This window comes from Quadrisphaera sp. RL12-1S (genome assembly GCF_014270065.1).
Classification (GTDB): Bacteria; Actinomycetota; Actinomycetes; order Actinomycetales; family Quadrisphaeraceae; genus Quadrisphaera.
The window spans coordinates 450,284-463,865 of sequence record NZ_JACNME010000004.1 but is presented as its reverse complement, the minus strand read 5'-3'; the positions used below and the strand labels follow the sequence as shown (position 1 = coordinate 463,865).

Below are 13,582 nucleotides of genomic sequence, written 5' to 3'. Positions count from 1 at the left end.
GAGGCCACGGTGATCGAGCCGTGATCGAGCTCAGGTCGCTCACCAAGACCTACGGCGAGGGCCAGCACGCGACCACCGTGCTGGACTCCCTCGACCTGACCGTCTCCCCCGGCGAGATCACGGCCGTCGTCGGTCCGTCCGGCGCCGGCAAGTCGACCCTCGCCGCCTGCACCACCCTGCTGGAGCGCCCCACGTCGGGTGCCGTCGTCGTCGGCGGCCGCGACCTCACCGAACTGTCCGAGAAGGACCTGCGGGAGGCGCGCCGCGGCATCGGCACCGTGTTCCAGGCCGACGGCCTGCTCACGCGCCGCACCGCCGCGCAGAACGTCGAGCTGCCGCTCAAGCACCTCGGCGTGGTCCCCGCGCAGCGCAAGGCACGGGTGGCCGAGCTGCTCGAGCGCGTCGGCCTGGCGGACAAGGCCCACCGCTACCCGCACGAGCTGTCCGGCGGCCAGCGCCAGCGCGTGGGCATCGCCCGCGCCCTCGCGCTGCGCCCCGGCGTGCTGCTGTCCGACGAGGCGACCTCGGGCCTTGACCCGCAGGCCACCGCGAGCATCGTCGCGCTGCTCAAGGAGCTGCGGGACGACCTGCAGCTGGCCGTCCTGTTCATCACGCACGAGATGGACACCGTCGTGGCGGTGGCCGACACCGTCGCGCGGCTCGACCACGGCCGCATCGTCGAGCACGGGGCGCTGGTCGACCTGCTGCACACCCCGTCGTCCCCGCTCGGCCGCGCGCTCCTGCCGCGCCGCGCCCACGCCGGCTCGGAGCCGGCCGACGACGGCAGCGCGGCCCAGCGCTCGGTCTGGGTGGTCAGCCACGCGGGCAACCGCGTCCCCGCCGACTGGCTGGTGCGCGCCTCCCGCGCCCTCGGCTCCGACCTGGAGCTCCTGGGCGCGTCGCTGAGCACGGTCGCCGGGGTGGCCGTGGGCCACGCCGTCGTCGGCGCCCCCGCACACCTCGACGACGACGACGTCGAGGCCGCCCTCATCGGCCTGGGGCTGCACGCCCAGCGCGAGGCCTCGGACGCCGCGGAGCAGCGCGTCGCCGCTCAGACGCTCGGGCAGACCCTGGAGGTCGTGGCATGAGCGCGGTCCTGCTCTCCCCCGTGCTGGCCGCGACGAGCACCGACCTGACCTGGGCGGAGATCCCCGCGCTGGTGCTGCCGGCCCTCGGCGACACGCTCGTCATGGTCGGGGTGACGATGGCGATCGTCGTCGTCCTCGGGGTGCCGCTGGGCGTGGCGCTCGACGCGCTCGGGCCGGGCGGGCTCACCCCGCGGCCGGTGCTGCACAAGGTGCTGTCCGCGGTGGTGAGCGTGGGGCGGTCGCTGCCGTTCCTCATCCTCATGGCCGCGCTCGTGCCGTTCACGCGGTTCGTCACCGGCACCAACATCGGCATCCCCGCCGCGGTGGTGCCGATGGCGCTGGCCGGGACGGCGTTCTTCAGCCGCATCGTCGAGAACTCGCTGCGCTCGGTGCCTCCGGCGCTGGTCCGCGTGGCCCGCGCCTCCGGCGCCTCCCCGCTGCAGGTGCTCACCAGCGTCAAGCTCTCCGAGGCCGTCCCGTCGATCCTCGGCGGCCTGACCATCAACACCATCGCGATGATCGAGTACTCGGCCATCGCGGGCACCATCGGCGCCGGCGGCATCGGCTACGTGGCCGTCACCTACGGCTACCAGCGCTTCGACCACAACGTCATGATCACCACGATCGTCGTGCTGGTGGCCCTGGTCGCCGCCGTCCAGGCCCTCGGCGACGCCGCCGTGCGCGCCACCACCCCCCACTCGCGCCGCCGCCTCCCGCGCCAGCGCAGCAGCAGCACGCCCGGCGCGGCGCCCTCGTCGTCGTCGTCCTCCACCGCCCCCAGCGCCAGCACGTCCCCGAAGGAGCTCACCGATGTCCACCACTGAGACCCGCCAGACCAGCAGCGGCCCCGACGGCACCGACGGCGGCGGAGCCGGCCACGGCTTCGAGGTCCGCAAGCGCCGGCGGTGGCCCTGGGTGGCCGGCGGCACCGTCGCCGTGCTCGCGGTGGCCGCCGCCGTGGTGGTCCCCCGCCTCGGCGGCACCGAGACCGCCAACACCACCCCCGGCGCCACGCTGTACGTGGCCACCGCCGAGGGCAACGCCCGCGAGCAGGCGCTCATCGAGTACATCGCCAAGGACGTCGCCCCCGAGCACGGCATCACCATCGCCTTCAAGGCTCTGGCCGACTCCAACACCATCAACCGCGCCGTCAGCGACGGCGAGGTGGCCGGCACCATCTACCAGCACAAGCTCTGGCTCGGGCAGGTGCTGAAGGCCAACCCCGACTTCAAGGAGGAGGCCGCCACGCCGGTGTTCCGCTGGGGCTTCGGGCTGTGGTCGGCCAAGTGGAAGACCCCGCAGGAGATCCCCCAGGGCGGCACGGTCTCGCTGTACTCCGACCCCGCCAACGAGGCGCAGGGCCTGTACGTGCTGCAGCAGGCCGGGCTCATCACCCTCAAGCCGGGCGTGGACGTCGGCTCCGCGACGGTCGACGACATCGCGACCAACCCCAAGGACCTGAAGTTCACGCTGCTCGACTTCGGCGCGCAGAGCCGGGCCCTGCCCGACCTCGACGCCGCCGTCGGCTACACCGAGTACTACCTCGCGGCCAAGATCCCGCTCGAGCAGCAGATCTTCGCGCCGACCCCTCCGGACGAGTTCGCCGGGCAGCTGACCATCGGCTCCACGTGGAAGGACGCCGACAACGTCAAGAAGCTCGTCGAGACCTTCCAGGACCCGAAGGTGCAGGCGTTCCTCGCCAACGACCCGTCCGTGAAGGGCGTGCTGCTGCCGCTGAACGCCGGCTGACCCACCCCCTCCCCTCGCAGCCGGGCGCCCGGCTGCGTCACACCTGCCGCATCGAACGAGTGTCGTACCCGATCTCTAGGTTGCCCCCTGTGGATCACCGCGCGTGGGCCGTGTACACCCGCATCTCCGATGACCGCACGTCCTGGCTCGGCATCGCCAGGCAGGTCCTGAGCGCCGACGGTCACCTGCTCGCCTCGGGTGTCCCGCAGTCGAGCATCCGCCACTACACGGAGAACCACACCTCGGCCTGGAAGCGACGCGGCACGAGGTCGGCCCAGTCATCCTCGTCCGAGACCAGGGTGTTCCGCCGCCAGTGGACCCGCCTCCAGCGCGACGTCAGGGACGGCCGAGTTGATGCGGTGCTCGTTCCCCACCTCGACCGGCTCGTGAGAGACGTCCGCGACCTGGAGGACGCGATCGGGCTGGTGGACGCGACGGGCGTGCACTTCGCCAGCCTGACGGGGGACCTCGACCTGTCCTCAGCGGAGGGCCGTGAACGTGCTCGCCTCTTCGCGTGGCACGCGGCGGAGTCGTCCGCCGACATGAGCAGACGGGCGGCTGAGAGCCACCGCCGTTCTGCCGGCTCGGGGCGTCATGTGGGTGGTCCCCGCCCGTTCGGCTGGCAGGACGACAGGGTGACGCTCCACCCCGTCGAGTCGACGCACCTCCGGCGATGGGTGGAGATGGTTCTCGGCGGTGCGACATGGCGGGCCGTGCTCTCCGACAGCAGGAGGAGGGGCGTCACCGGCACGCGGGGAGCTCCCATGAACTCGGCCTCGGTCCGCCAGGTCGTCCTCAACCCGCGCAACTGCGGTCTGCGCATGCTCGACGGCCGACTCCTCACGGACGCGGCTGGGCTGCTCGTCAGAGGCGAGTGGCAGACCGTGTGCGACGACGAGGAGTACTTCGCGCTGGTGGCGCTCAAGGGCGAGCACCCGCGCCTGCGTGCAGGCAGCGGAACCCCAGGCCCCCAGCACCCCTACCTGCTCAACGGGATCGTCCGCTGCGGTCGCTGCGGCTGCCGGCTCGTCGTGGTCCCCCGCGCGTGGAGGGCTCTCGACGGCAGCACGACCGTGCTCGACAGCTACGCTTGCCCTGCTCCCGATGGCGGCGGTTGTTCAGGCGTCGCGCGCAACGCGAGGAAGGTCGACGCCTTCGTGCTGGCGGAAGTCCAGCGTCTGACCGCAGAGGGGGCGGTCGCCGCAGCCTGGCACCGTCGAGCACTCCATCGACACGAGGCCACCAGAGACCTCGAGGTCCTCGAGGAGGAGCGTGCTCTCCTCCTCAAGGACCTCGCCCGTGGTCTGGTGGAGCCAGCAGGTGCAGCCATCCAGCTGGATGGTCTGGACGACCTGTGCACGGGCCTCCTGGACAGGCTCGAGGCCGCTGTCGCACACGCTGGGCGCTGCGCCGACGCGTCCGCGCTCTGCTTCGCGGGTACCGCGTGGGAAGACCTGGACATCGACCACCGACGGCGGAGGCTCCGCGACACCGTCCACGACGTCGTCATCCACCCCTGCACCACGACGGGCATCACGTTCGACGAGTCAGCAGTGGACGTCAGGCTCACACCGCCCGGGTGACGCTCAGCGCGAGGCGTTCTGCTCGTCACGCCAGGCGAACCAGTCCTTCGCGAGTCCCAGGTCGTACTCCGGACCTCCGACGCCGATGGTGAAGTAGGTGGCGCCCCGGGCGAGCAGGTCCTCACCGACCTCCTCCGGGGCCTTGTCGACGCCGATGGAGCGCTCGATCTCCTGCGGTGCGCGTCCGGCCTGGCGGGCCCAGTCGTCGAGGATGGCGGACTTGCGGGTGAAGGTCTCCGCGTCGCCGAAGGAGTGCCAGATGTCGGCGTACTGCCCGACCATCCGGAGCGTCTTCTTCTCCCCACCTCCTCCGATGAGGATGGGGATGTGGCGCGTGGGCGCGGGGTTGAGCTTGCCGAAGCGCGACTGGATGCGCGGGAGCGCTTCGCCGAGCGCATCGAGTCGGCCACCAGCCGTTCCGAACTCGTACCCGTACTCGTCGTAGTCCTTCTGGAACCAGCCTGAACCGATGCCGAGCACGAGCCGACCCTCTCCGCCCTTGGCGGAGATGTGGTCGACCGTGCGCGCCATGTCGGCCAGCAGCTCGGGGTTGCGGTAGCTGTTGCACGTCACGAGGGCGCCGAGCTCGACCTTCTCCGTGGCCTCGGCCCACGCCGCCAGGAGGCTCCAGCACTCGAAGTGCAGGCCTTCCGGCTCTCCGTAGAGCGGGTAGAAGTGGTCCCACGTGTAGAGCGCGTCCGCGCCGGCCTCCTCGGCTGCGGCGACAGCCCGCCGGATGCCGGCGTAGTCGGAGTGCTGCTGCTGGATCTGGACAGCGACACGAACAGGGCGACGGGTCTCGGACACTGCTTCTCCTTCACCGCGACGGATGACGCCAGCCTCCACCTCACCTCGACCGGACGCCACACCGACCCCGCCAGCGAGCCTGCGGGCGTGCCGCAGCCCGTCACTCCTCGCCGGTGGACCCGACGACGACTTCGGTCGCCTGCGCGACTGGCTCGCCTGGCGCGACGAGGAGAACGCCTGACAACCCCGTCCATGATCACGATGGGTGGGTAGCGTTCGGGCGTGCCCCAGCCCGGTCCCCAGAGCCACAGCACCCTGCTCGCGACCCTCACCGGCACCGACAGGCCCGGCGTCACAGCGGCGGTGCTGGGGGCGCTGGCCGGGCGCGGGCTGGAGGTGCTCGACGTCGAGCAGCACGTGGTCCGCGGCCACCTCACGCTCGCGCTGCTCACCACCTGCGGCCCCGCTGCCGGCCTGCCGGGCGAGGAGGACGACGACCGCCGCGCGGCCGAGCTGGAGCAGGCGCTGCGCGCCGCCGCCGCCCCCTTCGACCTCGAGGTCACCACCACGCCCGGCGGCAGCGGCACCGACGACGCCGCGGGCGTCGTCGTCGGCGAGCACCCCCGCTCGCACGTGACGGTCCTGGCCGCGCCGCTGCGGCCCGAGCAGCTGGCGCTGGTGGCCGGCACCGTCGCCGACGCGGGCGCGTCGATCGACGCCGTCCGCAGCCTCGCCACCGCCACCCCCGACCACCCGGTCACCTGCCTGGAGCTCGACGTGCGCGGCGCCGAGCCGGCGGCGCTGCGCCGCGAGCTGGCCGCCGTCGCCGCGAGCGCCGGGGTGGACGTCGCGGTCTCCCCGGCGGGGCTGGTGCGGCACGGGCGGCGGCTGGTGGTGCTCGACGTCGACTCCACGCTCATCCAGGACGAGGTCATCGAGCTCATCGCGGCGCACGCCGGTCCGGAGGCGCAGCGCGCGGTGGCGGAGGTCACCGAGCGGGCGATGCGTGGCGAGCTCGACTTCGCGGAGTCGCTGCACGAGCGCGTGAAGGCCCTGGCCGGGCTGGACGCCCGGGTCCTGGCCGACGTGCGCGCCGCGGTGCGGCTGACGCCGGGCGCGGAGGTGCTGTGCTCGGTCCTGCAGCGCCTCGGGTTCGTCGTGGCGCTGGTCTCGGGCGGGTTCGCCGAGGTGGTGGAGCCGCTGGCGGCGAGCCTGGGCATCGCGCGGGTGCGCGCCAACCGCCTGGAGGTGGTCGACGGGAGGCTGACGGGCCGGGTGCTGGGCGACGTGGTCGACCGGGCCGGCAAGGCGACCGCGCTGCGGGAGTTCGCCCGCGCGGAGGGGCTCGACCTGGACCGCACGGTGGCCGTGGGCGACGGCGCCAACGACCTCGACATGATCGCTACCGCGGGCCTGGGGGTGGCGTTCAACGCGAAGCCGCTCGTGCGCGAGCAGGCCGACGCCGCGGTGAACAACCCCTACCTCGACAGCGTGCTGCACCTGCTGGGCATCAGCCGGGAGGAGGCCGACGAGGTGCGGCGTCCCGTGAGCACGGGCGCGGGCACCGGCGAGCGCACCGCCGACCTGCGGGGCGCGGTGGCGCTGCGCCCGCTGCGCCGCGAGGACTTCCCCCTGCTGGGCCGCTGGCTCGACGAGCCCCGGGTGGCCCGGTGGTGGCCGGACGAGCACACGCCCGAGGCCCTCGAGCGCGACTACGGCCCCGGCGTCGACGGCAGCGACCCGATCTGGCTGGCGGTGGCGCTGACGGCCGGGGGCCGCGCGTTCGGCTTCGTGCAGACCTACTCCTACGACGACGAGGCCGAGTCCCGCGCAGCGCTGGAGGCCCTGCTGCCCGTGCCGGCCGGGGCGCTGGGGATCGACTACCTCATCGGTGAGCCCGACCTGCAGGGGCGCGGCCTGGGCGCGGCTGTCATCGCGGCGGCCGTCGCCGACGGCCTCGTGCGCCACCCCGGCGCCCCCGAGGTGCTGGTGTCCGTGCCGCTGGGCAACCGCGCCTCCTGGCGGGCGCTGGAGAAGGCGGGCTTCGAGCGGGCGGCGACCGGCGAGATGACCCCGGACAACCCCCTCGACCCGCGCGACCACGTGGTCTACCGGCTGCGCCGCTCGCCAGACGGCGGGCAGGCTGGTGGGATGTCCCGGTGAGCACGTCCAGCAGCGGCTTCAGCCAGGGCTTCACCGGGCGGCGCGGACGCGATCCGCGGCTCCCTCCGGGCCAGTACGACGTCGGCGGGTCCTTCCCGGTGCTGACCGCCGAGGCCACCCCGAACGTCAGCACGGCGACCTGGAGCTTCCGGGTGGACGGCGAGGTCACGGCGCCCCGGACGTGGACCTGGGACGACGTGCACGCGCTGCCGGGCTCGTCCTACGAGGGAGACATCCACTGCGTCACCACCTGGAGCAAGCTCGGGACGAGCTTCACCGGGGTCAGCCTCGACGCCCTGCTGGAGCAGGTGGAGGTGCTGCCCAGCGCCACGCACGTGCTGGCGTGGAGCAGCAGCGGGTACACCACCAACCTGCCGCTGGCCGACGTCACCGGCGGCAAGGCGTGGCTGGTGTGGGAGCACGAGGGGAAGCCCCTGAGCACCGAGCACGGCGGCCCGGTCCGGATGCTCGTGCCGCACCTGTACTTCTGGAAGTCCACCAAGTGGGTCGCCGGGCTGCGCCTGCTCGACCACGACGAGCCGGGCTTCTGGGAGCGCAACGGCTACCACGACCGCGGCGAGCCGTGGGCCGAGCAGCGGTACGCCGGTGACTGACGGGCTCCCCGACCTGCCCGAGCTCCCGCAGCTCGACTCCCCCCGCCGCCGCGTCCCCCCGACCGGCGCCAAGCGCTCCTGGCAGACGGGCACCGTGGTCGAGGTCCGCCGGGAGACGCCGCACGCGACGACGTTCCGCGTGGCGCTGACCGAGTGGCAGCCGCACCTGCCGGGCCAGAACTACCTCGTGCGCCTCACCGCGCCCGACGGCTACCGCGCGCAGCGCTCCTACAGCGTCGCGAGCCCCCCGGAGGACACCGGCGTGGTGGAGCTGACCGTCGACAGGCTCCCGGACGGGGAGGTGTCGGGCTACCTGCACGACCACGTCGCCGTCGGCGACCCCCTCGAGGTGCGCGGGCCGTTCGGCGGCTGGTTCGTGTGGCGCGGAGACCGTCCAGCCCTCCTGGTGGGCGGCGGCTCGGGCCTCGTGCCGCTGGCGTGCGTCCTGCGGTCCCGTGCGGCGCGTGGAGCCGCCGGTCGTGACAGCGCGCCGGTGCACCTCGTGGCCGCGGCGCGCACGCGCGCCGAGCTGTTCTACGGCGCGGAGCTCACCGGCGCCTTCGCCGACGTCACCACCACGGCGCTGTCCCGCGAGGACGACGACGCGAGCGGACGCCCCGCCGGCCGGCTGCGCGCCGCAGACCTGCTGCCGGCCGCCGACCGCCTCGGCGCGCTGCGTGGGGAGGCCGACGTGTTCCTGTGCGGCTCCACCCCGTTCACGACGGCGGCCGAGCGGCTGCTCGTCGAGGTCGGCGTGCCCGCCGAGTCGATCCGCGTGGAGCGCTTCGGCCCCTCCTGACCCCCGTGATCATGGGCGTTCTGCGCACCACCCACCGTGATCATGGGCGTTCTGCGCACTCAGCACCACGACCGCAGGCCGCGGTGCGCACAACGCCCATGATCACGGACGCTGGAGGGCGGGGGGCCAGGGAGGGGGGGCGGACTCGTGAGTGAGGATGGTTCTCATGTCGAGCCTGCACCTGATGCGCCGCGCCAGCCCGCTGGTGCGCCTGCTGGTGCTGAGCCAGCTCGCCTTCAACACCGGCTTCTACCTCGTGCTGCCCTTCCTCGCGGTGCACCTCGCCAGCGACCTGGCCCTCGCCGCCGGCACCGTCGCGCTGGTCCTGGGCCTGCGCACGGCTAGCCAGCAGGGCCTGTTCGTCGTCGGCGGGGTCCTCGCGGACAGGTTCGGCCCTCGCCCCCTCGTGCTCACCGGCTGCGCCGTGCGCGTGGTCGGCTTCGTGCTGCTGGGGACGACGACGAGCGCGGCCGGCGTCATCGCCGGTGCCCTGCTCACCGGTGTCGCCGCGGCGATGTTCTCCCCCGCGGTCGAGTCCGAGCTGGCGCGCGCCGCCGGGACGCCCGCAGCGGGCCTGGACCGGCGCGAGGCGTTCGGCCTGTTCTCGGTGGCCGGCCAGGTGGGCGCGCTGGCCGGTCCGGTGCTCGGCTCGGCGCTGCTGCTCGTCGGCTTCCGCACCACCTGCCTCGTGGCGGCCGCTGTGTTCGTCGTCGTCCTGCTCGGCCACTGGCGGCTCCTCCCCCGCCGCGCAGCGGGACCCGCAGGCCCGGGCGGCGCGGAGGGGCCTGAGCCGCTGGTGGCGGGCGCGGTGGCGGCGCTGCGCGAGCCGGTGTTCCTCGCCGTGGCGCTGGCGCAGGCCGGCTACCTCGTGGTCTACAACCAGCTGTACCTCACGCTGCCGCTGGAGCTCGACCGCGCGGGTGTGGCGCGGGACACCGCCGACGTGGCCGTCGGGGTCCTCTTCGCCGTGTCGGCCGCGCTCGTGGTGGTGGGGCAGATGCCCGTGCTGGGCTGGGTGTCGCACCGGTGGTCGGCGCCCACCGCGCTGCTGGCCGGGCACGGGCTGCTGGTGGCCGCGGTGCTCGCCGGGGCGGTGTCCCGGCAGGTGGGGGGCGCCACCGCGGCGCTGGCCGGGGCCGCCGCGCTCGTGGTGCTGGTGACGGCGGGGCAGGTGCTGCTCATGCCGGTCGGGCGGGACGTGGTGGCCGCGCTCTCTCCCGCGCGCGACCTCGGCGCCCGCTACGGCCTGGTGTCGACCTGCGGCGGCGCGGCCGTGCTGCTCGGCAGCTGGCTGGTGGGCTCGGTGGTGGACGCCTCCGACCCGGCGGGCCCGGCCAGGGCGCTGCCGTGGCTGGTGCTCGCGTCGTTCCCGCTGCTCAGCGGGGTGCTCGTCACCGCCGTCCGGCGCCACCTGGGGGCCGCGGCCCCGAGCGAGGCCAGGGTCACCGCCAGCACCGACAGCGCGACCAGGGAGCCGGCGGGGGCGAGCACCGCCCACGGCGCCCGCTCCGCGTAGGGCATCCCCTCCGCCAGCACGAGGCCCCAGTCCGGGGCGGGGGGCTGCGGCCCGAGGCCCAGGAACCCCAGCGACGCCAGCGCCAGGGCCACGCCCGGCAGCCGCAGAGCCGCGTGGCGCAGCACCGGAGGCAGCACGTCGGGCAGCACGTGCACGAGGAGCAGGCGGGCGCGGCCCACCCCGAGCAGCGGCAGCACCCGCACGTGCGGCTGGGCGCGCGCCTCGGTGACCAGGGCGGCGGTGTGCGCGGCCAGCGGGGCCCAGGAGACGACCAGCACGGCCACCGCCGCGCTCCCGGTCAGCTGCGAGCCCGGCCCGAGGACCGCGGCGGTGACGAGACCGGCGAGCACCGGCGGAGCCGCGTTGGTCACCTCGACGGGTCCGGTGGACAGGCGTGGCAGCAGCCCGGCGGCCACGCCGATGACGGCGGCGAGCACGCAGACCAGCACCGCCGTGCCGACGGTCGACGCGGCACCGTGCCCGACGCGGGCGAGCAGGTCGCGCCCGGAGGCGTCGGCGCCCAGCGGCAGCTCGAGGCTGGGGGCCGCCAACCGGGCGTGGGCGGGGGTGAAGGGGTCCCGCAGCAGCCCGGCGACGGTGGTGGCGACGACCAGCGCGGCGCAGACCGCGGGCACCGCGAGCCCGCCCCGGCCGCGGGTGGCGGCAGGTTCGGCCACGCTCAGGCCAGCCGTGCGCAGCGTCCGGCCGAGCACCAGGCGGCGCAGCAGGGCGGCGCTGGTTCCGCAGACGGCGCCCACCACCAGCAGCGCGAGCACGCAGCCCTGCAGCAGCGGCGCGTCCTGCGCGCCCGCGGCGCCCAGGGCGGTGCGGCCGATGCCGGGGACGGCGAAGACCCGCTCGACCGCCACGGCGCCGCCGGCCAGGCCCACCAGCACCATGCCGACCTGCGGGGCGACACCGGGCACCGCGCGCAGCAGGAGGCCACCGGCCAGGCGGGCGCGGGTGGTGCCGGCGCTCGCCCACGTGGCCGCCCAGGGCTCGGCCGCCGCGGAGCTCACGGCGTCGGACAGCAGCCGCCCGAGCAGGCCCCCGGCCGGCAGCCCGAGCGCCAGCGCCGGCAGCACCGCGTGCGCCGGCCCCTCCCAGCCGTAGGGCGGCAGCCAGCGCAGGTGCGCGGCGAGCACCACCAGCAGGGCCGTGGCCAGCAGGAACTCGGGCAGGGCGGTCAGCAGCGCGGCGGCGGCGCCCCCGCTGCGGCGCGCCTGCCCGCGCAGGGCCGCCCGCAGCGCGGGGAACACCACGAGGGCGGCCACCACCGCGGCCACCGCGATCGCGAAGCCCATGAGCGTCAGGGACACGGCGAGCCCGCCCAGCACGTCGGGCAGCACGGGGCGTCCGCTGACCCAGGACGCCCCCAGGTCCGCGCGGACCACGCCGCCCGCCCAGCGCAGCAGCTGCTCGCCCGCGGTGGGCGCCAGGCCGAGGTCGGCCCGCACCGCGGCGAGCGCCTCGGGGGTGGCCACCTGCTCCTCCGAGCGGGCGCGCAGCACCGTGAGCGCCGGGTCGCGCCCCGACAGCCACGGCAGGACTCCGACGACGACGAGCGCCGCCGCCACCGCCCCCAGGCGCGAGGCGCCGACCACCGCGCCCGATGCCAGACCCGAGGTCAGACCCGAGGTCAGGCCCGAGGGGAGGGCCCGGGCTCGTCGTGGGGCCTCCCCCCGTGCCGGGCTCGGCGCGCCCCGGCCGGTCGGCGCCTCGCGCGCGCTCACGCCGCAGCTGCTCCGACGCGGGTGCCCGTGGTGACGAGGGCCCTCTCGCGCGGGTCCCGGACGGCACCGGTCACCCCGGGCTGCTCGCCCTGGAGCACGCGCTCGTGGAGCAGCGGCACCGCGGCGTCGGCCTCCAGCACCAGCCTCTCGGCCTCCAGCACCGCGGCACGGCGCTCCGGCCCGGCCGGGGTGGCCGCGGCCTCGGCGATGGCGGCGTCGACGCCGGCGTCGCAGAACTGGGACAGGTTGAAGGAGCCTCCGCAGCTGAAGTCGCTGGCCAGGTAGGCGACCGGGTCACCGGAGTCGAGCACGGTGGCGCGTGACAGGACGAACGCGTCGAACCTCCCGGCCAGGGCGTCGGCCTCGATCTGGGCGTAGTCGCGCACGTCCTGGCGCACCGTGAACCCCGCGGCCTCGAGCTGGGCCTGCAGCTGCACGGCCACCTCGGGGAGCTCGGCGCGGTCGGTGAAGGTGCCGATGGTGATGGTCTTCCCGTCGGCGGCACCGGCCGGCGCCACCGACGGGGTCCGCCGCGGTCGGTCCGCCGTCCAGGGCAGCGCGGGGCCGAGCAGCCCCTGCGCGACGTCGGCGCGGCCCTCGTAGACGGTGTCGACGATCGTGCGGGCGTCCACCGCCTCGCGCGCCGCGGCGCGCACGGCCGGGTCGGCGAAGGCACCGCGGGAGGTGTTGAGGTAGAGGGTGTTGGTGCGCGGCATCTTCACCTCGTGCAGCAGCGCCGGGTCGAGCAGGGACGCCTGACCCGCGGGGACGGCCTCGACGACGTCGGCGGTCCCCGTCCGCAGCGCCGCGGCGCGCGCGGTGCCGTCCGGCACGAACGCGGCGTCGATGCCCGCGGCGGCCGCCGGCTCGCCCCAGTAGCCCTCGAAGCGGTCGAGGGTGGCGCTGGAGGTGCCGTTGACGGCGGTCAGCACGAACGGGCCGGTGGCGTGGCGGACCGGGTCGACCACGGTCTTCCCCGCGGCGTCGGTGGAGTAGGCGGCCGGCGACATGACGGCCAGCTGAGGGCTGGACAGCCGCTGCGGCAGCAGCGGGTCGGGCTGCGCCGTCCGCACGAGCACGGCCCCCTCCGGAGCGCTCGGGTCCACCTCGGCGCTCAGGTCGACGCCGTCGAGGATGCGCGGTGGCGGGGCGGCGGCAGCGGCGGCGGCCAGGGACCCGACGACGGCGGCCGCGGTCATCGGCTGGCCGTCGTGGAAGCGCACGCCCTGGCGGACCTCGAAGCGCCACGTGGTGGGGTCGACCTGGGACCAGGCGGTGGCCAGCAGGGGCTGCGCGTCGCCGTCGTCGTCGAGGGTGACCAGGGTCTCGACGTTGGACCAGCGGGCCATCTTGAACGCGTCGTCGGTGAGGGGCGAGAAGCCGGAGCGCGGCGGCTGCAGGTGGGCGATGCGCAGGCGGGCGCCGGTGCCCTCGGTGGCGTCCGTCTCCGTGACCGAGGCGACCTCGCCGCCGCTCCCGGTGGAGCCGGAGAAGCAGCCGGTGAGCAGGAGCAGGCCGGCCGCGGGGACGGCGAGGCGCAGCGCGAGGCGGCGACGAGGCTCGTGGTGGGGCGTGCTGGAGCGTGACAAG

10 protein-coding genes and 2 pseudogenes are annotated in these 13,582 nt (G+C 75.1%); 9 read left to right on the top strand and 3 right to left on the bottom strand.

What is annotated here, in order from left to right; translation table 11 throughout:
• Positions 1 to 20 precede the first annotated feature (20 nt).
• From H7K62_RS10725 to H7K62_RS22435, 5 genes and pseudogenes are all read left to right on the top strand, one after another.
• Complete coding sequence (locus tag H7K62_RS10725) at positions 21 to 1,088, top strand: methionine ABC transporter ATP-binding protein (protein ID WP_186717896.1); 1,068 nt, start codon at positions 21 to 23, stop codon at positions 1,086 to 1,088.
• Positions 1,085 to 1,912, top strand: coding sequence for a methionine ABC transporter permease (locus H7K62_RS10720; RefSeq protein WP_186717895.1), 828 nt, complete (start codon positions 1,085 to 1,087; stop codon positions 1,910 to 1,912). Before H7K62_RS10725 ends, H7K62_RS10720 begins: the two co-directional genes overlap by 4 nt.
• Positions 1,899 to 2,837, top strand: a complete 939-nt coding sequence (locus H7K62_RS22440) for a MetQ/NlpA family ABC transporter substrate-binding protein (RefSeq protein ID WP_255479961.1) — start codon at positions 1,899 to 1,901, stop codon at positions 2,835 to 2,837. Before H7K62_RS10720 ends, H7K62_RS22440 begins: the two co-directional genes overlap by 14 nt.
• Before the next feature lie 59 nt (positions 2,838 to 2,896).
• Positions 2,897 to 3,418, top strand: a pseudogene (locus tag H7K62_RS23815) (recombinase family protein); the annotation flags it as partial.
• A gap of 54 nt (positions 3,419 to 3,472) precedes the next feature.
• Entirely contained in the window at positions 3,473 to 4,420 is a 948-nt protein-coding gene (locus H7K62_RS22435; protein WP_370591724.1) for a recombinase zinc ribbon domain-containing protein, read from the top strand.
• A 3-nt stretch (positions 4,421 to 4,423) separates the two neighbouring features.
• On the opposite strand, the gene H7K62_RS10710 is transcribed toward H7K62_RS22435, so the two are convergent.
• Positions 4,424 to 5,227 carry an LLM class F420-dependent oxidoreductase gene (locus tag H7K62_RS10710; RefSeq protein ID WP_186717893.1) on the bottom strand — a complete coding sequence of 268 codons (804 nt, stop codon included), beginning with the start codon at positions 5,225 to 5,227 and terminating at the stop codon, positions 4,424 to 4,426.
• 222 nt (positions 5,228 to 5,449) lie between these two features.
• On the opposite strand from H7K62_RS10710, the gene serB reads away from it, so the two are divergent.
• From serB to H7K62_RS22430, 4 genes and pseudogenes are all read left to right on the top strand, one after another.
• Positions 5,450 to 7,330 carry a phosphoserine phosphatase SerB gene (serB, locus tag H7K62_RS10705; protein WP_186717892.1) on the top strand — a complete coding sequence of 627 codons (1,881 nt, stop codon included), beginning with the start codon at positions 5,450 to 5,452 and terminating at the stop codon, positions 7,328 to 7,330.
• Positions 7,327 to 7,944, top strand: a complete 618-nt coding sequence (locus H7K62_RS10700; protein WP_186717891.1) for a sulfite oxidase-like oxidoreductase — start codon at positions 7,327 to 7,329, stop codon at positions 7,942 to 7,944. The genes serB and H7K62_RS10700 overlap by 4 nt, the downstream gene beginning before the upstream one ends.
• Positions 7,937 to 8,743 (top strand): FAD-binding oxidoreductase, encoded by an 807-nt coding sequence (locus H7K62_RS10695; RefSeq protein WP_222437368.1) that lies wholly within the window; start codon positions 7,937 to 7,939, stop codon positions 8,741 to 8,743. Before H7K62_RS10700 ends, H7K62_RS10695 begins: the two co-directional genes overlap by 8 nt.
• A 157-nt stretch (positions 8,744 to 8,900) precedes the next feature.
• Positions 8,901 to 9,878, top strand: a pseudogene (locus H7K62_RS22430) (MFS transporter); the annotation flags it as partial.
• Positions 9,879 to 9,982: 104 nt separating this feature from the next.
• Here H7K62_RS22430 and H7K62_RS10690 read toward each other — a convergent pair.
• Together H7K62_RS10690 and H7K62_RS10685 are read right to left on the bottom strand one after the other, a co-directional pair.
• A complete protein-coding gene (locus H7K62_RS10690; protein ID WP_222437367.1) occupies positions 9,983 to 11,992 on the bottom strand; it encodes an ABC transporter permease subunit in 2,010 nt (669 codons plus the stop codon).
• Entirely contained in the window at positions 11,989 to 13,341 is a 1,353-nt protein-coding gene (locus tag H7K62_RS10685; protein ID WP_370591723.1) for an ABC transporter substrate-binding protein, read from the bottom strand. The genes H7K62_RS10690 and H7K62_RS10685 overlap by 4 nt, the downstream gene beginning before the upstream one ends.
• Positions 13,342 to 13,582 lie beyond the last annotated feature (241 nt).

Coding starts and splice junctions, on each gene's coding strand:
- H7K62_RS10685 (WP_370591723.1), bottom strand. CDS start 13,341: ATGGCCCGCTGGTCCAACGTCGAGACCCTGGTCACCCTCGACGACGAC.
- H7K62_RS22440 (WP_255479961.1), top strand. CDS start 1,899: ATGTCCACCACTGAGACCCGCCAGACCAGCAGCGGCCCCGACGGCACC.
- H7K62_RS10720 (WP_186717895.1), top strand. CDS start 1,085: ATGAGCGCGGTCCTGCTCTCCCCCGTGCTGGCCGCGACGAGCACCGAC.